Here is a 20,320-nt window from a genome sequence, read left to right as displayed (position 1 = left end):
GCTCAGCCTCTGAGAGCAATCTCGTGGGGCAGCGGGTAAGCGCCCTTGGTACCGCGCCAATGCGCGGCGGCGAAGCCCAGCAGAACCAGCGCGAATGCCTGATGCGTCAGGGCCATGTGCAGCGGCACCTGCATCAATAGGGTGCCGATGCCGATCGACGCCTGCACCACGACAATCAGGAACAGCAGCGTCGCGCGTCGGGCATGCGTCGTGCCCGGCAGACGCCGGCGTGTCGCGATCATGTGCCAAAGCGCGACCGCGAAGATCGTGTAGGCGCCGACCCGGTGGACGAACTGCACCGTCTTCGGGTTTTCGAAGAAATTGCGCCATGCCGGCTCGAGCAGCAGCAGGTCGCCGGGGAGCAGCTTGCCGTCCATCAGCGGCCAGGTGTTGTAGCTCAAGCCGGCGTCTAGCCCTGCGACCAGCCCGCCGAGATAGATCTGGACCAGCGCCAGCAGCACCAGGAAGCCGGCCAGCCGTTGCGTCGAGCGGTCGGCGGCAGGTTCCGAGTGCGGCGCCAGCCCACGCGCGACCACCATGGTCGCCGTGAAGATTAGCGCCGCCAGCGTCAGATGCGTCGCCAGCCGATATTGGCTGACCGAAACCCGGTCAACCAACCCGGACGCCACCATCCACCAGCCTATCGCGCCCTGCAGCCCGCCGAGCAGGAGAATGCCCGACAATTTCGTGCCGAGGCCGCGCTCGATGCGGCGCGTCGCCCAGAAGAACAGCAACGGCAGGGCGAAGACCACGCCGACACTACGCGCCAGGATGCGGTGCACCCATTCCCACCAGAAGATCGATTTGAACGCCTCGATGCTCATGCCCTTGTTGAGTTCGGCATATTGCGGGATCTGTTGGTAACGCAGGAACTCCTCCTGCCACTCGGCATCATTAAGCGGCGGGATGACGCCGTGCATCGGCTGCCATTCGGTGATCGACAGGCCGGAATTGGTGAGCCTTGTAGCGCCACCGACCAGTACCAGCGCAAACAGCACCAGGAGCACGACATAGAGCCAACCGCGTACCAGCGCGCGGTTGCGAAGGTCGCGATCGCGGGCGGCGAAAGGCGCGGCATCGGATATGGCAGCAGCCATGGCTTTGTCCCGGCAGTTGAAGTCGCGGATTGGTGAACCATCGCAACCCGGCTTGCAAGACCGGGCGGCGCGGCACGCCGTCGCGCCGTTTCTGGCTGCTTGCGCGCATCGATTGTTCGGCCTAAGCGATAGCGATCAACGAGATCGCGCCATGCCCATTCGCCTGAAAAAGCTGATCGGAAGCTTCCTGCTGGTAGTGCTGGTCGTCGTCTATGCGCTGGTCGCCTCGATCGTGGCGGTCGCCCAATTGTCGCAGTCCGGGCCGCTGGCGCACTTCATCTTCTTCCTGCTCAGCGGGCTTTTGTGGGTGCTGCCGGCGATGGGCATCATCAAATGGCTGATCCTGGAGCCGCGGCCGAAGAGCCGAGGCAACAGTTAGATCGTCACCACCGTCTTGCCGGCATTGGCCAGGGGCGTCGTCACGCCCGACAGCATGGTTCGGATGTGGGCGACGCTCTGATAGCGGCCGTTGACCGAAATGCGCGGCAGGGCATGCAGGAACCCGGCATGCTCGGCGCGGAGTATGCCGTGGCGGGTCGTCACCGCCGAGGCATAGCCGGCATCGCGGACTAGGCCCACTTCGCGGCGGCCGACGGCGCTGGCATAACCGTAGGGATAGGCGAAATGGCGCGGCTCCTCGCCGAGTTTGGCCTGCAATATGCGCTTGACGTCGCCGATCTCATGTCGCGCGTCGCTCTCGGAAAGCCGCTTCAGATTGCAATGATTGACGCTATGCGCGCCGATCGTCACCAGCGGGTGCGCGGACATGGTCCGGATCTCGTCCCAGTTCATCAGCGTGCTTGGGCGCGGACCGCCCAACTCGATGCCGTTCGAGCGCGCCAGATCGCGCAACACCGCACGCTGGTCCTGCTCGCGCACCTTCAGCGTCAGATGAGCGTGCAGGCGCGCATTGGCCTGGACCTTTTTCCCTGGACTCGAGCAGTCGATCGTCACCGGGCCATCCGGCGTCGTCAGCGTCAGGCGATCGCGCGCATTGACGATGTCCTCGACCACGTCCCACCACAAATCGGCAGCGCCGTCGATCAGTCCCGGCGCGACGTAGATGGTGATCGGCGCGCCGTGTTTCTCCAGCACCGGCAGCGCCTCGGTCATGTTGTCTCGGTAGGCGTCGTCGGCGGTGATCGTCGCAAACTGGCCGTCCTTGTCGCCAGCCTTGATGCGCTCGATCGCCTCGTCCAGCGTGACGAAACTGTAGCCGTTCGCCTTCATGTCGGCGATCACGGTGTCGAGAAACCCAGGCGCGATGTTCAAGTGGCGGTTGACGCCGTTCGGCCTTTCCGGTGTCGCGGTGACCCGATGCAGCATCAGGATGGCGCCGAGGCCGCCGATAAACGGCTTGGCCAGCGGAGCGAGACCGGAATAACGGGCGAGATTGAGCGCCAGTTTGCGGATTGCCTCGCCCCCGTCGATCATTCATTCACCTTTTGCGCCTAAACTCATCAAGCATGGAATGCGCCTGCGCGGACCCCCAATCGCGACGAATACGCCCTAAGGATTGAGGTATGGTTGACGCCACCGCGTCATTTGACGGCAATCGGCTGGCAAGCAGCGAGGCATCGCCGTGTGCCTTGCCGGCCGGCAAAGCCGGCCTGTCAACCTCCGTCGCGGATGGTGCGGCGCTGGCAGTGTACGCCGAATTCTGCCGTTCGGCGCTTTTTGCCCCGGCGCAGAGCGCAGGCTGGATCCTGAACTGGGCCGCACATACCGGCGCCGACGTTGTCGTTGCGACGCTGCGCGCCGACGACAGGCCGGTTTTCTCGCTGGCGCTGGAGGTCACTCGCAGTGGAGCGTTCCGCGTCGCCCGCTTCATGGGCGGCCGCCATGCCAACGGCAATTTTGCCGCCGCCGACCCGCAATGGCTGGCGAGTGCCGATAGCGCGGCGATCCGTACTATGCTGGCTGCGATTGCCAAGGCGCGGCGCGACATCGATCTTGTCGCGCTAGAGCGGCTGCTGCCCGATTTCGACGGCGTACACAACCCGCTCTCCGCCTTGCCGCATTTTTCGAGCCCCAATCTGTCGCTGGCCGCTGGCCTTGCAGGAGGGTTTGATGCACTGCTCACCCGGGTGAGTGGCAAGCGCAGGCGCAAGAAGCATCGCTCGCAGGCGCGCAAGTTCGAGGCCGTCGGCAGCTGTCGCCGCATCGAGGCGAAGACTGCGGACGAGGTGAACAGGCTGCTCGACGCCTTTTTCGAGATGAAGGAATTCCGCTTCCGCAAGATGGGCATCGCCAATGTTTTCGGTGAGGCGGAGGTGCGCGCTTTTTTCCGCTCGCTGTTTACCGACGCGCTCCAAGAGGAAGATCCGTCCTTCGTGCTGCATGGGCTGGAAGTCGCCGGCAAGCTTCGTGCAGTCACCGGATCGAGCCGCTCGGGCAAGCGGCTGATCTGCGAATTCGGGGCGATCGCCGAGGATGACCTCGCACATACCAGCCCCGGCGACTTCCTGTTCTTCGAGAACATCCAGGAAGCCTGCGAGGCGGGTTTTGAAATCTATGATTTCTCAGTCGGCGACGAACCCTACAAGCGATTGTGGTGCGACCTCGAAACGCAGCATTTCGAGGTGCTGGTTCCGCTGACGCTGAAGGGTCGTGCGCTGGCGCTTGCGCTCAGGCACGGCGCAAGCCTGAAGGCATTCATCAAGCACAGCCCAATGGTCTGGAAGCTGACCAAGCTGCTGCGCCGCAAAGCCGTGGGGCGGACAGCACCGGCCGCAGGCGAAGACGACAGCTGATTTCGATTTGAGAAAACTGCCTCAGGCGGCCGAGCGCCGTCCCGGCATTGGCCCCGGCGCCACATGGCCGATCGGCGTGACCAGCGTCAGGTCGGGATAGCCACTCTCGATGAGCGCGACCGCGGCCTGCGTCACCTCGTCGTCCGGCTCAAGCATGGAGAGCAAGACCTCGGTCCCCTCGCCCACCAGGCGGCTGATGCCTTGCGCGTCGGCCGGCCCGCATTCGACCACGACCAGATCATAGGCGGTGGTCAGCGACTGCATGATGATCGGCAGCCGGTCGGCGGCGCGCATGGCGCGAACCGGATCGGCTGTGCCGACGGGAATAACGTGGCAGTCCGAATAGAGATCGGGGTGGATCACATCGCTGAACTGCGCTTGCGAGGCGAGCAGATCGGTAATGCCCGGAAACAGCCCGCTGTCCAGCATCGGCCGCGAGGCGGCACCCGAAGCGGTGAGATCAAGCAGCAGCACGCGTAGCCCGGCGTCAGAGACCGCACGCGCCACCAGCACCGCCGAGGCGGCCGCCTCGTCGCCTTCCGGCGACACGAATATGGCGCGGGCGGCACCGGTGGCGATCAGTTTTTCCGCGGCCTTGTCGATGTCGACCTCGCCGAGGACAGAACGTGCCGGTTCAATGTCTGCAGCAGCCATTTCAGAGTACTCCGGTTCGATTTTCTCGGCAGCCGCTTCCGCCACCGCGACGGGTTCCGGCTCCATTTTGGTTTCGATAATCTTGTCGTCGTCGGCCTCATCGATTTCGGCGGCTGCCGGTTCGGGCCGGGCAACCGGCGGGGCGGGCTCGGCCATTACGCGTTCGGCCTGGACAGCCGGCATCGCAACCTGCTCGATGCGCTCGAAATGGGCACCGGCGGCCGGACGCATGGCGCGGCCGGAAAACAGTTCCTGCAGCAGCGTGACGATCGCCATGATGAGCAACGAGCCGACAAAGGCCGCACTGACAATCGGACCAATCTTGGGGAAATAGGGTTCGGCCGGCACCTGGGCCTCCGAAAATACGCGAGCGTCGACGGGCAGGTAGTTGCGATCCTTGCGTGCGGCCGCCTGGAGATAGCTCGACGAATAGAGATCGAGCTGCTGGCGCTTGGTCGCGGCATCACGCTGCAGCGCATCGAGTTCCACCTGCTCTTCGCCTGCGCGGGCGGACGCCGCCTTCAGCGTGTTGACGTCGGCCATGAGTTGAGCCTCTCGCGCCTTCGCCGTCTCGGCCTGCGCCATCAGACCCCTCATGATCTTTTCCGCTTCGTTGCGGATCTGGCGGTCGAGATCGGCGAGCTGCGACTTCAGCGCGCGGATGCGCGGATGGTTGTCGAGCAAGGTGGTGGAAAGGTCGGCGATGTTATTCTTGAGTTCGACTTGCCGCTCGCGCAGGCGCTGGATCAGTTCGGAAGACAACACCTCCGGAACGGCATCCAGCGAGCCGCCATTACGCAACGCCCTGCGCACGCTGTCGGCGGTCGCTTCCGCCGAAGCGCGGTTGGCGCGGACCCGTGACAGTTCGCTCGACAATTCGGACAGCTGCTGAGTGGCAAGCACCGAATTGTTGCCGCCCATCAAAAGATCGGACTGGGCACGGAATGCGGCAACCTTGGCTTCCGCCTCCTTCACCCGATTCTGCAGATCCGCGATTTCCGGCGCCAGAAAGTCGGTGGCGGCGGAATTCGATTCGAGCTTGGCGTTGCCCTTGGAGGCGATATAGGCGTTTGCAATGGCGTTCGGGATCGCGGCGGCAAGCTTTGGATCCTCCGACGAGAACTCGATTGCTATCGCGCGGGTTTTTTCGACGCCATAGACGTTGAGCTTCTCATGCATTGCGTCCAGCACGCGCTCTTCCAGCGGGATCTCGAAGGGATCGCTTTTCAAGCCAACGAGGACAAGGGTGCGGCTCAGCGCCGACATCTTCAGCGCCTCGTCGAATTCGGGCAATTTCGCCAGGTTGAGCTTCGCCGCCACCTGTTTGAGGATGTCAGGGGACGAAATTATCTGAACCTCGGTGGCCACAGCCTCTTCGTCGGGAATCGACCGCTCGTTGCCGTTGGTACCGGCTGGCCGCGTGAACTCCGATTCTCGAGGCCCGATTTCCAGCTTGGCTGCCGCCTTGTATTCGGGCGTTGCAAGCCAGGCGAGCGCAAAGGCCAGGCCGGTTACAACCAGCGCGACGACAAGGATGCGCAGCCAGTTTCGCGCCAGGCTGGCGAAAAGCTGCCTGAGATCGACGTCGACATCTGCGGCCGCGGATTGAACGGACATGCATCCCTGCTCCGGTACTGAGTCAGCATGCACCGTAAACAACTATGGTAACTCAGCCGTTAATATCGCGGTAAGAACCTGTTAGGCTCTACTAACAAGCCGCAAACAAGAGGCTGAAAACCATCTGCATTTGCCAATCCGGCCCGCATCGGCCGCGCGCCTTTACCGGCCATTAACCCTAACAGGATGATAACCGAGCTCGATCGTTAAGGTTTGCCGCAGAGTCGCCGGCTATTCAAAGGTACGTGTCCGCTCATGAAAAGCACTGCTCCCCTTTTCCGCGCGCTGCTTGCCGTATCTATGCTTTCGGGCTGCTCCAGCTACCGGCCGACGCCGGCCGCATTCCATGAAGTGCTCGACCAGCCCTATCGCCTCGGTGCCGGCGACCGCGTCCGCGTCACCGTGTTCGAGCAGGAAGGATTGACGAACACCTACAGCGTCGACCAGTCCGGCTATCTCTCGCTGCCGCTCGTCGGCAACGTGCCGGCGCGCGGCCATACCGCCCAGCAGCTTGAGGGCGAGATCGCCGAGAAACTGCGCCAGGGCTATTTGCGGGATCCCGACGTTTCAGTCGAAATCGATCGCTACCGACCGATCTTCGTCATGGGTGAAGTGGGCGCGGCGGGCCAGTATTCCTACGTTCCGGGCCTGACCGTGCAGAAAGCCGTCGCAATCGCCGGCGGGTTCACGCCGCGCGCCAACCAGGAAAGCGTCGACATTACCCGCGACATCAACGGCAAAGTGATAACTGGACGCGTGGTGACCTCCGACCCGCTGTTGCCCGGGGATACAGTCTACGTTCGCGAACGCCTGTTTTGACGTGCTGACCAAGTGGCGGACACACTCAGGATCGTCCACTGCTTTCGCTCACCGGTCGGAGGCATCTTCCGGCATGTGCGCGACCTGACCGAGGCTCAGGTTGCCGCCGGCCATGCCGTCGGCATCGTCTGCGATTCGACGACTGGGGGCGATTTCGAGGAACGGCTGTTCGAACAGATGAAAGACAGCCTGGCGCTCGGTATTCACCGAACGCCGATGCAGCGGCATGTCGGGCCAGGCGATCTCGCCTCGGCCCGGCGCACCTATAGGATCATAAAAGAATTGCGGCCGGACGTGCTGCACGGGCATGGCGCCAAAGGTGGCGCCTATGCCCGTCTGTTCGGCTCATTGTTGCGGGTATCCAGGTCTCGCGTAGCCCGCCTTTATTCGCCGCATGGCGGCTCGCTCCACTATGACGAGACCACCGCCATGGGGAAGCTGTTCTTCGCGCTCGAGCGCTTCATGGCTCGCTTCACCGATTGCCTGTTGTTTGTTTCCGATTATGAGCGGCGGACTTATCGCAGGAAGGTCGGCGAGCCGCCCATTCCGAACGCTCTCGTCCACAACGGCCTGCGCGCCGCCGAGTTCGAGCCGGTGCGGACCGAGCACAATGCGGTTGACCTCCTCTATATCGGCATGATGCGAGACCTCAAAGGCCCGGACATCTTCATCGATGCGCTGGGGATAGCCGCAACGGGGCTCGGCCGCCCATTGAAGGCGCTGATGGTCGGCGATGGCGACGACCTGCCGCGCTATCGCGCCCAGGTGAATCAGCGCGGCCTGGACGTCGGCTTCCTGCCGCCGATGCCAGCCCGGCTCGCCTTCGCGCTGGCCAAGCTGGTCGTCGTTCCCTCGCGTGCGGAAGCCATGCCCTACATCGTTCTGGAAGCACTCGCCGCCGGCAAGCCGATCATCGCGACGTCGGTCGGGGGCATACCGGAAATCTTCGACACCGGCTCGCCTTCCCTGATCCAGCCCGACCCACGCGAACTTGGCGACAAGATAAGCACTGCACTGGCCGATCTCGACGCCTACAAGGGCCTGATGCCCGGCGCCGCCAACCTCAAGGCACGCTTCGGCGCCGATGTAATGGCCGCTGAAATCGAAAAAGCTTATTTCGCCGCGCTCAAACAATAGAGCAACTGGTTCCACTCGGCTGCAAAACGCCCTCGGTGAAAGCGTCTCCAAAGCCATCTGTTGTTTCAAGGGTTTCTTAGCTCTCTTTTGCTATTCACGTGAGGGAAACCTACGGACGCCCCATGAACGAAATCGACCCCGCGCGCCGTTTTTCGCTAGACGCGGTGCGCAAATTCGACGCCCCTGCCGAGAACAACACGGCCGGCGGCATGAACGACGTCGCCCGCCAGGTCGCCTCGCAATACCGGCGCGATACGATGTCGCCGATCATGGTGAGCGGCGTCCTGCGCATGGTGGAATTCGCGCTGCTGTTGGTGTCAGGTCTTGCCGTCTATTTCTATTACGTCGGCTTTTTCAACTATCTTGCCTGGCAATACTCACTGACGATCGCCGCCACCTCGTTCCTCGCGGTCGTTCTGCTCGACGTCACCGACTGCTACCAGATCGTCGCGCTGATGCGGCCGATCGCCAATTTCGGCCGGCTCCTGCTCGTCTGGGCCGGAACCTTCGCCTTGATGGCGCTCACCGCCTTCACCATGAAAATGTCGGAAGACTATTCGCGCCTGCTCTTCGGCACGTGGTTCATCGTCGGTTTCGTGCTGATACTGGGTCTCCGCCTGGTGATGTCGAAGCTGATTCGGCGATGGGCGCGCGACGGGCGGATGGAGCGCCGCGCCGTCATCGTCGGCGGCGGCAAGGCGGCGGAGGTGCTGATCCGCTCGGTCGAAAGGCAGCCCTACAACGACATTCGCATCTGCGGCATCTTCGACGACCGCGGCGACAAGCGGTCGCCGCCGGTTGTCGCCGGTTATCCGAAGCTCGGCACAATTTCCGAACTCATCGAATTTGCCCGCATCGCGCGCATCGACATGCTGATCGTATCGCTGCCGCTGACCGCCGAATCGCGCGTGCTGCAGTTATTGAAGAAGCTGTGGGTGCTGCCGGTCGACATCCGGCTATCGGCGCATTCAAACGCGCTGCAGTTCAGGCCGCGCGCCTATTCCTACATCGGCTCGGTGCCGATGCTCGATATCTTCGACAAACCGATCAACGACTGGGATTCGGTCGCCAAGCGCGCCTTCGACATTGTCTTTTCGATCATCGGCATCATCGTGTTCTCGCCGGTGATGCTGGCGACCGCAATCGCGGTCAAACTCGACAGCAAGGGGCCGGTGCTGTTCCACCAGAAACGACACGGCTTCAACAACGAGATCATCGAGGTCTACAAGTTCCGGTCGATGTACACCGACAAGGCGGACCCGACGGCGAAGCAGACCGTGACCAAGAACGATCCACGCGTCACCCGCGTCGGCCGCTTCATCCGCAAGACCTCGATCGACGAATTGCCGCAGTTCTTCAATTCGCTGTTCGGTTCGCTGTCGCTGGTCGGGCCGCGCCCGCACGCCATTGCCGCGCAGTCGCACAACCTCCTCTACAATGAAGTGGTCGACGGCTATTTCGCCCGCCACAAAGTCAAGCCCGGTGTGACCGGCTGGGCGCAGATCAATGGCTGGCGCGGCGAGATGGACACCAACGAGAAGATTCGCATGCGGACGGAATACGACCTCTATTACATCGAGAACTGGTCGCTCCTGTTCGACCTCAGAATCCTGTTCCTGACGCCGATCCGTCTGCTCAATACGGAAAACGCGTATTGAGCGCGACGGCCTACGAATTGCCGGCGGCGGCGGTCAACGCCAAGCTGATTGCACTGATTGCGTCGGGGGCGGTTTTCCTCGGCGTCTTCCTGTCCGGCTTCGTCATTGCCGAGCCCGCGCCGTACGACCTCTATATGATCGGGCTGATCGTGGTGTGGCCCTTGTTCGGCATGCGCATACAGCGCGCGGCGGTGCCGCTGCTGGTGCTGCTGGTTATCATGAACATCGGCGGTATGATCTCGATGACGCAGATGTCGGACCTCGCCGGCACGCCGCTCTATCTCGCCGTCTCGCTGTTCCTGGCTCTGACCGCGGTTTTCTTCGCTTCGGTAACGGCCGTCCAGCCCAGTCTCTATCGGGTGATCTTCGTCGCCTACGTGGTGTCGGCAGTGCTGACCTCGCTGGTCGGCATAGCCGGCTATTTCCATGCCTTTCCAGGAGCGGAGATCTTCACCAAATACGACCGCGCCGCCGGCGCCTTCCAGGACCCGAACGTGTTCGGGCCTTTCCTGGTGCTGCCGGGCATCTACCTGCTCTATCTGCTGCTTACCGGCTCGGTCGCGCGCATGCCGCTATTGGCGGTGCCGCTGCTGATCATCACCGCCGGCATCTTCTTTTCCTTTTCGCGCGGCGCCTGGGGCATGTTCGCCGTTTCGGCGATCCTGCTGACCGGTGCCTTGTTCCTGCAGAGCGCCAGCGGCAAGTTCCGGCTGCGCGTCGTCGTCATGACCATCGCCGCCGTCGGACTGCTGGTCATCGCGACGATCGTCATTCTGCAACTGCCGGGCGTCGCGGAGATGTTCTCGAACCGCGCACAGCTCGAACAAAGCTACGACACCGCCCGCCTCGGCCGCTTCGCCCGCTACACGATCGGCTTTCAGATGGCGCTGGAGCATCCGTTCGGCATCGGCCCGCTCGTCTTCGGCAAGATGTTCGGCGAGGACACGCACGACATCTGGCTGAAGATGCTGATGGATTACGGCTGGCTCGGCTTCGTGTCGTTCCTGACGCTGACGTGCTGGACGATCGCCGCCGGCTTCCGCATTCTGCTGCGCGACCGGCCGTGGCAGCCTTATCTTCTATGCGCCTACGTCGCCTTCATCGGCAATGTCGGGCTCGGCACCTTCATCGACATCGACCACTGGCGCCATGTCTACCTGCTGCTCGGCCTGATCTGGGGTGCCATCGCGCTCGAATACCGCCACCAGTGGCAGTTGCGGGCGGCGCAGCGACCGGCAATCCCCGTTGCTGTTACTTCAGGCAGGACAGCGACCGAATTCGGTTGACCGGAGCCGGTCTATCACGATACATCGCGACCGGTCCGGAGTGTAGCGCAGCCCGGTAGCGCACTTGACTGGGGGTCAAGGGGTCGTCGGTTCGAATCCGGCCACTCCGACCATTAAAATCCAAAGGCTTAGTTTCCCCCCAAACTGGCTATGCAGTCAGTAGCCGCATGGCACCGCCCAGCCGATGGGCCGCGGACGCGGTTTCGGCGGCCTTGATGTTGCGCTGACTGGGCCAGGAGGCGATGGCGCCCGGCTTTCAGACGATCACCGATTGCATGACCGAGGCCGGCTCGACGTGGGGAGATCATGCGGTCCCTCAGTCGGCTGATCGCGGCCGACAAGAGGCGGCCGGCGCCGGTACTTGCAATTTTACGCACACGGGAGAGCCCTAGGTGCAAAGACTATATTAGCCAGAGCGAACACAACCATTTCCGCGTTGATGCCGCAACGAAAGCTGCTTGCCCACGTTGCCATTGATCCGAAGCTCCACCAGGAGGACCACATGGCCGACGACAAGAGCACGCGCGACCGAGACCGCCTGGGGTCCAGCCAGGACTACGACGTGGAGCATTTCGCGCGGCAGAATGGCATCGCCGTGGACCAGGTCCCCGAACTGATCCGGGCCAATGACAACGACCGCGCGGGCGTTGCGGAAGCCACCAAGGCGCTCCGGCGGGCGGCCGGCCGGAGCGATCGGACGGCAAGGGAGATCCGCCAGGAAAGAGCACGAATGCACCTCGGCGAAGCGAAAGCTGATTGCTAAAAAAGGTGATTGTCACCATGGGCGAGGATGAGACCGACCGCGAGCGTATCAAGTATCTTCATGCGCGGCTGCTCGCCGATGAGACCGGCATAACGGAAGCGCAGGCGCGCGATCTCATCGAAATGATTGGAATTGATCACGCATCACTCGTGCGCGAGGCACGGATCCTGAAGTCAAGCCAGAAGCCCGCCGAGAAACCGCGCGGTAGTGGCTAGGTAAGGTTTGCCAACCTTCACCGCGAGCCTGTGCTCCACCTTCAATAAAAAAGGTCCCGCCGCACATGCCAGAACGGCGGGACTCGATCAGGCGCCTTGCATCAGGCAGGGGTGACTCGGGGGTTGGGCATGCCCGGTGCGCGCGGATCGTAGTGAACCCTAGGCGCATCAGCTGCAATGCGTCCACCAACCGTCGGTTGGAAAGGACTAGTTGAACGCCGGCGGCTGGCCTGGCCTGAACAGGCGCGCGCTCAAGGCTTAGTTTCTTCCCGGGGAGGAGCTTTTTGGTCAGGACAATCAGGATAGGGCAATTCTTCACACGGAGAGGGCCTGTCGCCAACCCTGCCATAATGTTCCACGAGTTTTGCGAAACCGTACGCGAAGGCGAAAAGAAGCGCGAGGACAACCGCTATTCGGACGGCCATACCGTATTGTAGCAGGATCCTCACATTGGAGCGCGGGCGGCGTTTTTAATACGTTCGAATGTTGAGTTCGAAAAAGATTGGCTCTAGTTGAATTGCCGTCGTCCGCAGTTGTAAGGGCGAGCGGACGCTTCGAAGATGACACGCCCTTTCGCCCTTTTCGGGAGAGATGCAATGTCGCTTCAAGGAGCTACCTGTCCTGCCGAGCTGACCATGTTGACCAAAGCACTTGATGCCCGATTCCGTGAACTAGGCCTCGCTGACGGCGATCCAGGCAGAGAAGTGCTCGGCCGCAGGGTGATGGATTTGTTCGAAAGTGGTCAGCTCAGCGCCGAAGATTTGAGACTGGTTCTGAGCGGCGAGATTTTTAACGCCAATCCTCCGGCCGGAGCCAGTGGGCTTTGATACGGCAAGCGGCTATCCGCGCAACCATTTGAATTGTTGGTCCAGCGTAGGCTTCCGTACACGCAAGAGCGCGTGTGAACAAATGTGATTTTGCGGTCGGTGCCAGACGGGCTAACTTTACCCATCGAACGAAAGAGGAGAATGATCATGAAGACATTCCTCGCAACAGCCGCGGCACTGACCATGTCCATATCAGCTGCCTCTGCGGATTGCCCCGCGCATTCCAAGGTCCAGGCATCGGTCGACACACAGACGAGGACAGCGAGCGTCGAGAAGGCCGATATGTCGACTGCCACGGACGCTCAGACGATCAAGAAAGAAGAACCACAGAAGACCGAATAGCGGTAACGCTCAGCGGTCCCACGCCCCGGATAAGGGGCTACTGGCACACATCCACCCATTCGGCGCCAACGAGTTCCGCCATGCGTTGCGGGCTGAGCCGCACGGCGGCGTTGGTTGCGCCTGCGGCGGGGACGACTTCGTCAAAGGCGCGCAGCGAGACGTCGCAATAGACCGGCAGCGGTGATGGCAGGCCGAACGGACATACGCCGCCGACGGGATGACCGGTCGCGGCGAACACCTGCTCGGCATCCAGCATTCGCGCCTTGCCGCCGAACCGGTCCTTGAACTTGCGGTTGTCCAGCCTGGAGACCCCGCCGGCCACGATCAGCATCGTCTGGTCGCCGGCGCGCAAGCAGATCGTCTTGGCAATCTGCGCCGGCGCTACGCCATGCGCTTCGGCGGCCAGAGGCACCGTCGCCGAGCTTGCCTCCGTGACAATGACGTCAATGTCGGGCGCGTGGGCGGCGAAGAAGGCGCGAACGGATTCGAGGCTCATCTCCAGCAATTTCCGTCTGGCGTCGCCGTGGCGGCCGGCAAGTCCACTACGTGGCCGGAAAAACGAAGCCCGCCAGGGCGACCCATGGCGAGCTCGTGGAACAAAAGCATGGTACGCCGCTACGACACGGATCGCCTTTTGGCAGGCAACACGGCTTCGTCAAACAGAGCGCTTTCCGGAAGTTGAAGCGCGGAGGCAATACGCCGACGTTTCGAAGGATCGGCATCCTTGCCGCTTTCAAGGTCGGCGATCTCATAGGCTGCCAGCCCGCACGCCAGGGACAGCTCTTCGATGCTGTATCCACGGGCTTCCCGGGCGGTTCGGACGGCACTGCGTTCAGGCGTAACCGCGCTCGCCGCCAGTTCGGAGTAAGGTTCGCGTTTTGCTATTTGGGGCATTGGCAACTCCGTGGGATGAAAGAGTTAGATCAAATCATGTTGTTGCCTGAGACGATCGGGAGAATGCCCGCTCGCCGGTGATTTGCCAAGCATCAAAGATAGCGTCACGGCATCGTGAACCGACGCCGGAATGAATGGCGGATGCCGGCGAGCTGACATCTGGCCGGATCGTCAGCAAACACAGTTCGGAAACAAAATTCTACAGGCCGGAAAAACTGCCGAAAAACTCCAAGGCGATAGTCCCAACCGCAGCGCTCGCGTCACCGACCTGAATCAGTGACGCTCAAATTCCGCCTGCGCAAAAAGGAAACGATGTCATGAACAAGCCGCTTCTCTCCGCCCTTGGACTTGCAATCGCACTTGCCCTCTCAATGCCGATCATCGGCGCAAGCAGCGCGAATGCAACGACGATGCACACCACCGTCAAGAAGCATCACCGCCATCACTACCATCACCGCGTCCACCACCATTACCGCCACCATCACAAGGTTGTGGCGAAGAAGTACTGAAAACATCCTCGGGCGAACAACCGGCAATCAGGCGTTGTGGTCCTTGATCAAGGCGGCGCGCTTGCCGGGCTTTCCGTGTCGGCGAAAAATGGCGGCGGTCCGCTGACCACGCCATTTGCTTATCTCAACGTGCCGATCTTGAACGCCCTCGCGGTGCTTGTTGCTGCCGGCCGCCGAGGAACAGACTGGCGACCAGCCCGACCAGAACCAGCCCGACAGCGGCCGCCGTCGCCGGATGATCTCGGGCGGTCTTCTCGATCGCCCGGCCTTGCCTTCTGATTGCCGGCAAGGCGTCGCCGAGGCGCTCAGTGATATCCGAATAATAATCCGACGCGGTATCGCGCCCGTCTTCGTAAAGGGCGCCGCCCTGCTTTAACACGGCTTTCTTCAAGGTGGCCAGTTCCCTGGTCAAGGCCGCGACCTGCTTGTTCAGATCGGTGTCGGAGATGCTCGAAAGCGATGCCATGACGTGCTTCCTTCATCTGTAGAAGGAAGCCTAACGCATGACCCTGAAGACCGTTCCGGTCAGCCCGGCGGGCTCTAGCGAACCTGATCGAGCAGGCGCTTGCATTCAAGTAGATCGAACAGCGCCTCCTGCAGCAATGCGCGATTGTCACGGGAAAGTTTTGACGTGTCCGGCGGAACCGGACCTTCCTCGTCGGTCTTGCCGATGCCGAAAAAACGACGGCTGGGTTTCACCCTCGGCTGGCCGACCAGCATTTCGTCGTCCGGGCCGCGCGGCTGCGCCGCTTGCGTCAGCGGTACCGTGTCAGCCTGTCGGCGCTGCGAGATCGCCTCGACCGCCGCCATGTCGCCACTGCCGAGGGCGATCAGAAACTGGTTGCCGTTCTCGCGCAACAGCTTCTGCACGCCCTTGATCGTATAGCCCTGATCGTAGAGCATATGGCGAATACCCTTGATCAGTTCGACGTCCTGCGGCCGGTAGTAGCGGCGGCCGCCGCCGCGCTTCATCGGCTTGATCTGGTTGAAACGCGTCTCCCAGAAGCGCAGCACGTGCTGCGGCAAATCCAGATCCTCCGCGACCTCGCTGATGGTGCGGAAGGCATCAGGGCTCTTGTCCATGGGCGAATCCTCACGCTAGAGCATGATCGCGAAAGGCGGGAACCGGGTTCGGGCGACATCACACTTAACAAGGCGAGCAGCTTTCCGTCCCGCCGGAGCGGATCACACCCAAATACCAATCCGGCCTACCGAATCGCATCTTATTTCAGCGGTTTATGAAACAATATTCAAGCCCGGCGCAAAAGCAGGGTTCGTTTTTCAACCGAAGTCTGGAGCATGATTCTCGGCAAAGTGGATCGGGCGTCTACTTGCTGCCCTTGGCTTTGCTGTTTTGATGGGAGCGCAGGATACGGTTCTTCAGCACGTTCGACGACTTGAAGGTCATCACCCGGCGCGGCAGGATCGGCACTTCCTCACCGGTCTTGGGATTGCGCCCGATGCGCTCGTTTTTGGAGCGGACGTGGAAGGTCGCGAAGGACGACAGCTTCACCGTCTCGCCGCGAACGATCGCCTCGCAGATCTCATTCAGCACCGCCTCGACAAGCTCGGCCGATTCAGTACGCGACAGCCCAACCTTGCGGTAAACGGCTTCGGCGAGGTCGGCGCGCGTAAGTGTCTTTCCCCCCATACGAACCGTCCCATCAGCTCAAAAACATAAATCGATACAAGCAACGGCAGAACCTAAGTAATTGATCCGTCAAGGTCAAGGACCCGAACCCGATAGTTCGGCACTTACCAGCGGAGCAGGACGGCGCCCCAGGTGAAGCCGCCGCCCATCGCCTCAAGTAGTACTAGGTCACCCTTTTTGATGCGACCGTCGGCGACGGCCGCGGACAGTGCCAGCGGCACGGAAGCAGCCGAGGTATTACCGTGCAAATCGACGGTCACCACCACCTTCCGCTCCTCTATCCCGAGCTTTTTGGCCGAAGCGTCAATAATTCGTTTATTGGCTTGATGCGGCACGAACCAGTCGAGATCGGCGGCGCTGATGCCGGCCTGTGCGAACGTCGCCTCGATGACGTCGGTGATCATGCCGACCGCATGCTTGAACACTTCGCGGCCTTCCATCCTGAGGTGCCCGACCGTTCCGGTGGTCGACGGCCCACCGTCGACGAAAAGCTTGTCCTTGTGGATGCCGTCGGAGCGCAGGCTGGCCGCCAGAACGCCTCGGTCGGCGATGCCGCCTGCCCCCGTGTCTGCTTCCAGCACCATCGCGCCGGCGCCGTCGCCGAACAAAACGCAGGTCGAGCGGTCGTTCCAGTCGAGAATGCGCGAAAACGTTTCCGAGCCGATCACCAGCACCCGTCTGGCCAAGCCGCCGCGGATATAGAGGTCGGCGGTCGCCACTGCATAGACGAAGCCGGAGCAGACCGCCTGCAGGTCGAAGGCAAAACCGTGGTGCATGCCGAGCCGGTTCTGGATCTCGACCGCGGTCGCGGGAAAGGTGTTGTTGGGCGTTGAGGTCGCCAGCACGATCAGGTCGATGTCGTCAGCCGTCAAGCCGGCGCTGTCGAGGGCTGCGCGCGCTGCCGCCTCGCCCAGCGAGGCCGTCGTCTCGTCGTCGGCCGCGATGTGGCGCTGGCGAATGCCGGTGCGCTGGACGATCCACTCGTCCGACGTCTCGACCATGCCTTCGAAATCGGCATTCTTCATAATGCGGCGGGGCAGCGCGGCGCCCGTGCCGCGCACGACTGATCTGATCAATGCTCTTTCCTATTCCTTTGCGTCGATGACGACGTCGGATTTCCGGATTGTCTGGGCATTCGGATTGCGGGCATGGAACAGGTCGAGATCGGCTTCGATGCGGTCAAGTAGATTGTTGCGCACCATGTCGTAGCCAAGCTCGATCGCCGCCGCGAAGCCATCCGAATCAGCCCCGCCATGGCTTTTCACCACGATGCCGTTCAATCCGAGGAAGACGCCGCCATTGGAACGGCCGACATCCATCTTCTCGCGCAGGCGATCGAAGGCGGACTTGGCGAAGATATAGCCGATCCTGGCCATCAGCGTCCGGTTCATCGCCGCGCGCAGATAGCCGGCGATCTGCCTGACCGTGCCTTCCGCCGTCTTGAGCGCGATATTGCCGGCAAATCCTTCGGTAACGACGACGTCGACACTGCCCTTGCCGATGTCGTCACCCTCGACAAAGCCATGGTAGTTCATCGAGGCCATGTTGGCCTCGCGCAGCATACGGCCCGCCTCCTTGACCTCCTCCTGGCCCTTGATCTCCTCGACGCCGACATTCAGCAGCCCGACACTCGGCCGTTCGATGCCGAAAACCGAGCGCGCCATGCCGGTGCCAAGAATGGCAAAATCAACCAGTTGATGCGCATCCGCGCCGATGGTAGCGCCGACGTCCAGTACCACGCTTTCGCCGCGCAAGGTCGGCCAGAGCGCCGCGATTGCCGGGCGGTCGATGGTCGCCATGGTGCGAAGGCAGAATCTGGACATCGCCATCAGCGCGCCGGTATTGCCGGCCGAGATGCAGGCATCGGCAGTGCCTGCCTTGACCGCCTCGACGGCCTTCCACATCGATGATTTCCAGCGACCATGGCGCAGCGCCTGGCTCGGCTTGTCGTCCATCCGGACTGCGATCTCGCAGTGGATGAACTCGCTCACTTCCGCCAGCTTGGGGAATTTGGCGAGTTCGGGCCGTACCACTTCTTCACGCCCATAAATGACGAAGCGTATATCCGGACGGCGGGTGGCGACAGTCATGAGCGCCGGGATGACCACGCTTGGCCCGTGATCGCCGCCCATGGCATCAATGGAAATCCTGATCACGCGGTGTTCATCTCACGGTTGCTTGGCCAGCGGGCTTGCCAAGGTACGGGGCTCGCGAAGGTTCGGCGAAAATAACGGTTTTGGGCTGCCGCACAACCAACTTTTCTCAAATTGGGTCAGCTATCAGGATTTTCCCAGCAGTGATCTGAGCTTCTGCTGGAATTCATTCTCCACAGGCTCGGCATCGCCGGCTACCTCCAGCGACACACCCGGCTTGCGCGGATAGGGATCGATCGCCAAGCCAAAGAACTGCTCGGCAAGCGCCCCGACGTCGATCGCGTCGCCGGAAAAGGTTTCCGGGCTGTCCGGCCCTTCGGCGTCGAGCAGGATCTCACCGCCGCCGTCGAAACCTTGCCGTCCGAGCTTGGATTGCTCCGGCAGGAACAGCGCCTCGACCGGCTCGTCGATATGCGCCTCGACCGGGTCGAGGGTGACGATGCAGGCCTGCGTTATATCGGCCTCGACATGGCCGCTGACTTTCACCCCGTTGCGCTTCCAGGGCTCGACCAGGAGTTCGGCGCGATAGTTCTCGACCGAAAGCAGCTCGTGCTCGACGGCCAGCAGGGCGCGCTGCCCGGCGTCGGCATCGATCACCACCGGCAGCCCCTTTTGCGGCAGCCGGGCGACATTTGCCAGGAATGACACTGGGCTGTGGGAATCAGGATGTTTCATCTTCGCCTCCACTTCGCCGCCTTCACTCGGCCCGCCATCGCTCAGAGTTGGCCACGGGAAATGCCACCGTGCCGGAAACGATCGATTCGGTCGGCTGTTCCGTGAGTTGCCTTGATGCATCGGCGGCATAGAGTGCCAGTTGCGACGCTTGCGGCCAGGCGCCGGCGTCGGGCCTGACATTGCGGGCAAGGGCGGCGGCAAGTGCATCATGGTCATTTCGTTGCAGCGCATCGTCATAGGCGGCGGTGCGGCCATAGAACATCTTCGCCAGTTTCCGCATGCGCTTCGGCACGCCGACGTCGCCAATGCCCAATTCCCGCAACGAATGTTCGACATCCATGAAGAACTCGTCGATCAGCACCTGCGCAACCTCTGCCGCAGCACCACCCTCGCCGCGCAACCGGTGCTGGAACAGGAACATGTGCAACGACAACATCTCGAAGCGGCCGAGCGGCGTGTCCGGCACGTTCCAGGCGGAATAAAACACCGTTTGCCGCGCCGCCGCCACGATTTGTGCGTAAAGCGCCTCGGTGATGGCGCGGTTGGCATGTCGTTCGCGGCCAAAGAGGCGCTGGAACATTTGAGGGTGGTCTCCCGGGACCGTTTGTTGAAGTGGCCTTGTTGCATCGGCAAGCAAGCTGGTTTACCGGTTTTGCGGCCCAGCGCAAGTTGCGGCCAGCTTATGGAGTTGTAGTTGCGCGCGCTGAAATTCAAGTCGACTTTCCTGCCCAGGCCCGCCGGTGCGGTTTCGCTGCTGGTGATCGCCGCGGCGCTTTCCGCCTGCAATTCGTCCAAGATGATCGGCGATCTCAATCCGAGCGAGACGCTGACGCAGGGCTACGTCATCGACCAGCAGGCGATCGACTTGGTGCCGGTCGGCTCAAGTCGCGAACAGGTGCTGCTGGCGCTCGGCACTCCCTCGACGAAGGCGACCTTCGACAACGAGGCCTTTTATTACATTTCGCAGACGCGCAAGCGCTATGTCGCCTTCGACAAGCCGCGGCTGATCGACCAGCATGTGCTGGCGGTCTATTTTGGCGATGACGGGCGCGTCACCCAGATCGCCAATTACGGCCTGAAGGACGGCAAGGTGTTCGACTTCATCTCGCGCACCACGCCGACCGGCGGCAAGGACCAGAACTTCCTCAGCCAGATCATCAGTGGCGCCAGCAAGCTGGCGCCTGGTGTTCCGGGCGCCAGCGGCGGCAGCACGCTCGGCGGCACCTGATCCACCCCGGCGGTATCGGCTTTCGTTCCTTTCGCTTCCCTG

The 20,320-nt window shown here is 62.1% G+C and carries 24 protein-coding genes and 1 tRNA gene; 13 read left to right on the top strand and 12 right to left on the bottom strand.

Translation table 11 applies throughout. From position 1 onward, the window contains the following. Positions 1-2 precede the first annotated feature (2 nt). Positions 3-1,097 (bottom strand): COX15/CtaA family protein, encoded by a 1,095-nt coding sequence (locus tag NKJ40_RS07610; protein WP_352465565.1) that lies wholly within the window; start codon positions 1,095-1,097, stop codon positions 3-5. A 151-nt stretch (positions 1,098-1,248) separates the two neighbouring features. Between NKJ40_RS07610 and NKJ40_RS07605 the strand changes: the two genes are divergently transcribed. Then, positions 1,249-1,476, top strand: a complete 228-nt coding sequence (locus NKJ40_RS07605) for a DUF2842 domain-containing protein (RefSeq protein ID WP_352465564.1) — start codon at positions 1,249-1,251, stop codon at positions 1,474-1,476. Here the strand turns inward: NKJ40_RS07605 and NKJ40_RS07600 are convergent. After that, entirely contained in the window at positions 1,473-2,531 is a 1,059-nt protein-coding gene (locus NKJ40_RS07600; protein ID WP_352465563.1) for a polysaccharide deacetylase family protein, read from the bottom strand. The two genes, NKJ40_RS07605 and NKJ40_RS07600, sit on opposite strands and share 4 nt — an antisense overlap. Before the next feature lie 89 nt (positions 2,532-2,620). Between NKJ40_RS07600 and NKJ40_RS07595 the strand changes: the two genes are divergently transcribed. Continuing rightward, entirely contained in the window at positions 2,621-3,850 is a 1,230-nt protein-coding gene (locus tag NKJ40_RS07595; protein ID WP_352465562.1) for a GNAT family N-acetyltransferase, read from the top strand. Between the two features lie 21 nt (positions 3,851-3,871). Here the strand turns inward: NKJ40_RS07595 and NKJ40_RS07590 are convergent, their stop codons facing one another. After that, entirely contained in the window at positions 3,872-6,121 is a 2,250-nt protein-coding gene (locus tag NKJ40_RS07590) for a GumC family protein (protein WP_352465561.1), read from the bottom strand. A gap of 255 nt (positions 6,122-6,376) precedes the next feature. On the opposite strand from NKJ40_RS07590, the gene NKJ40_RS07585 reads away from it, so the two are divergent. The 9 genes from NKJ40_RS07585 to NKJ40_RS07545 all read left to right on the top strand — a co-directional run bounded on the left by NKJ40_RS07585 (position 6,377) and on the right by NKJ40_RS07545 (position 13,168). Then, positions 6,377-6,940, top strand: a complete 564-nt coding sequence (locus NKJ40_RS07585) for a polysaccharide biosynthesis/export family protein (protein WP_254817578.1) — start codon at positions 6,377-6,379, stop codon at positions 6,938-6,940. A 12-nt stretch (positions 6,941-6,952) separates the two neighbouring features. Then, entirely contained in the window at positions 6,953-8,077 is a 1,125-nt protein-coding gene (locus NKJ40_RS07580) for a glycosyltransferase (protein WP_352465560.1), read from the top strand. Between the two features lie 122 nt (positions 8,078-8,199). Then, entirely contained in the window at positions 8,200-9,735 is a 1,536-nt protein-coding gene (locus NKJ40_RS07575) for an undecaprenyl-phosphate glucose phosphotransferase (protein WP_352465559.1), read from the top strand. Beyond that, on the top strand, positions 9,732-11,021 hold the full coding sequence (locus NKJ40_RS07570) for an O-antigen ligase family protein (protein WP_352465558.1): 1,290 nt from the start codon (positions 9,732-9,734) through the stop codon (positions 11,019-11,021). Before NKJ40_RS07575 ends, NKJ40_RS07570 begins: the two co-directional genes overlap by 4 nt. A gap of 36 nt (positions 11,022-11,057) precedes the next feature. After that, positions 11,058-11,134: transfer RNA gene (locus NKJ40_RS07565), tRNA-Pro, on the top strand. Positions 11,135-11,523: 389 nt separating this feature from the next. After that, positions 11,524-11,784 (top strand): hypothetical protein, encoded by a 261-nt coding sequence (locus NKJ40_RS07560; RefSeq protein ID WP_352465557.1) that lies wholly within the window; start codon positions 11,524-11,526, stop codon positions 11,782-11,784. Positions 11,785-11,801: 17 nt separating this feature from the next. Further along, positions 11,802-11,999: a hypothetical protein gene (locus NKJ40_RS07555; protein ID WP_352465556.1), complete on the top strand. Its 198-nt coding sequence runs from the start codon at positions 11,802-11,804 to the stop codon at positions 11,997-11,999. Positions 12,000-12,595: 596 nt separating this feature from the next. Continuing rightward, the gene (locus tag NKJ40_RS07550; protein ID WP_352465555.1) at positions 12,596-12,826 is read left to right on the top strand and encodes a hypothetical protein; all 231 of its coding nucleotides are present in this window, start codon (positions 12,596-12,598) and stop codon (positions 12,824-12,826) included. 147 nt (positions 12,827-12,973) lie between these two features. Then, positions 12,974-13,168, top strand: coding sequence for a hypothetical protein (locus NKJ40_RS07545; RefSeq protein WP_352465554.1), 195 nt, complete (start codon positions 12,974-12,976; stop codon positions 13,166-13,168). 37 nt (positions 13,169-13,205) lie between these two features. Here the strand turns inward: NKJ40_RS07545 and NKJ40_RS07540 are convergent, their stop codons facing one another. Beyond that, positions 13,206-13,664 carry a YbaK/EbsC family protein gene (locus NKJ40_RS07540; protein ID WP_292658621.1) on the bottom strand — a complete coding sequence of 153 codons (459 nt, stop codon included), beginning with the start codon at positions 13,662-13,664 and terminating at the stop codon, positions 13,206-13,208. Between the two features lie 119 nt (positions 13,665-13,783). After that, a complete protein-coding gene (locus NKJ40_RS07535; protein WP_352465553.1) occupies positions 13,784-14,062 on the bottom strand; it encodes a helix-turn-helix domain-containing protein in 279 nt (92 codons plus the stop codon). Between the two features lie 317 nt (positions 14,063-14,379). Between NKJ40_RS07535 and NKJ40_RS07530 the strand changes: the two genes are divergently transcribed. Next, complete coding sequence (locus NKJ40_RS07530; RefSeq protein ID WP_352465552.1) at positions 14,380-14,571, top strand: hypothetical protein; 192 nt, start codon at positions 14,380-14,382, stop codon at positions 14,569-14,571. 124 nt (positions 14,572-14,695) lie between these two features. On the opposite strand, the gene NKJ40_RS07525 is transcribed toward NKJ40_RS07530, so the two are convergent. From NKJ40_RS07525 to NKJ40_RS07495, 7 genes are all read right to left on the bottom strand, one after another. After that, positions 14,696-15,037: a hypothetical protein gene (locus NKJ40_RS07525; protein WP_352465551.1), complete on the bottom strand. Its 342-nt coding sequence runs from the start codon at positions 15,035-15,037 to the stop codon at positions 14,696-14,698. 74 nt (positions 15,038-15,111) lie between these two features. After that, positions 15,112-15,654, bottom strand: a complete 543-nt coding sequence (locus NKJ40_RS07520) for a MerR family transcriptional regulator (protein ID WP_292658631.1) — start codon at positions 15,652-15,654, stop codon at positions 15,112-15,114. Positions 15,655-15,898: 244 nt separating this feature from the next. Further along, positions 15,899-16,222: an integration host factor subunit alpha gene (locus NKJ40_RS07515; RefSeq protein ID WP_023717292.1), complete on the bottom strand. Its 324-nt coding sequence runs from the start codon at positions 16,220-16,222 to the stop codon at positions 15,899-15,901. 104 nt (positions 16,223-16,326) lie between these two features. Further along, positions 16,327-17,298: a beta-ketoacyl-ACP synthase III gene (locus NKJ40_RS07510; RefSeq protein WP_292658633.1), complete on the bottom strand. Its 972-nt coding sequence runs from the start codon at positions 17,296-17,298 to the stop codon at positions 16,327-16,329. A 9-nt stretch (positions 17,299-17,307) separates the two neighbouring features. Beyond that, positions 17,308-18,378: a phosphate acyltransferase PlsX gene (plsX, locus tag NKJ40_RS07505; protein ID WP_352465550.1), complete on the bottom strand. Its 1,071-nt coding sequence runs from the start codon at positions 18,376-18,378 to the stop codon at positions 17,308-17,310. Positions 18,379-18,501: 123 nt separating this feature from the next. After that, complete coding sequence (locus tag NKJ40_RS07500; protein WP_352465549.1) at positions 18,502-19,050, bottom strand: YceD family protein; 549 nt, start codon at positions 19,048-19,050, stop codon at positions 18,502-18,504. Positions 19,051-19,072: 22 nt separating this feature from the next. After that, positions 19,073-19,630 (bottom strand): ubiquinol-cytochrome C chaperone family protein, encoded by a 558-nt coding sequence (locus tag NKJ40_RS07495; RefSeq protein WP_352465548.1) that lies wholly within the window; start codon positions 19,628-19,630, stop codon positions 19,073-19,075. Positions 19,631-19,744: 114 nt separating this feature from the next. On the opposite strand from NKJ40_RS07495, the gene NKJ40_RS07490 reads away from it, so the two are divergent. Then, positions 19,745-20,278 carry an outer membrane protein assembly factor BamE gene (locus NKJ40_RS07490; protein WP_352465547.1) on the top strand — a complete coding sequence of 178 codons (534 nt, stop codon included), beginning with the start codon at positions 19,745-19,747 and terminating at the stop codon, positions 20,276-20,278. Positions 20,279-20,320: the final 42 nt, after the last annotated feature.

Source organism: Mesorhizobium sp. M0119, assembly GCF_040322615.1.
Classification (GTDB): Bacteria; Pseudomonadota; Alphaproteobacteria; order Rhizobiales; family Rhizobiaceae; genus Mesorhizobium.
Note: the sequence above shows the minus strand (reverse complement) of the source record. Positions and strands in the feature narration are given on the sequence as shown.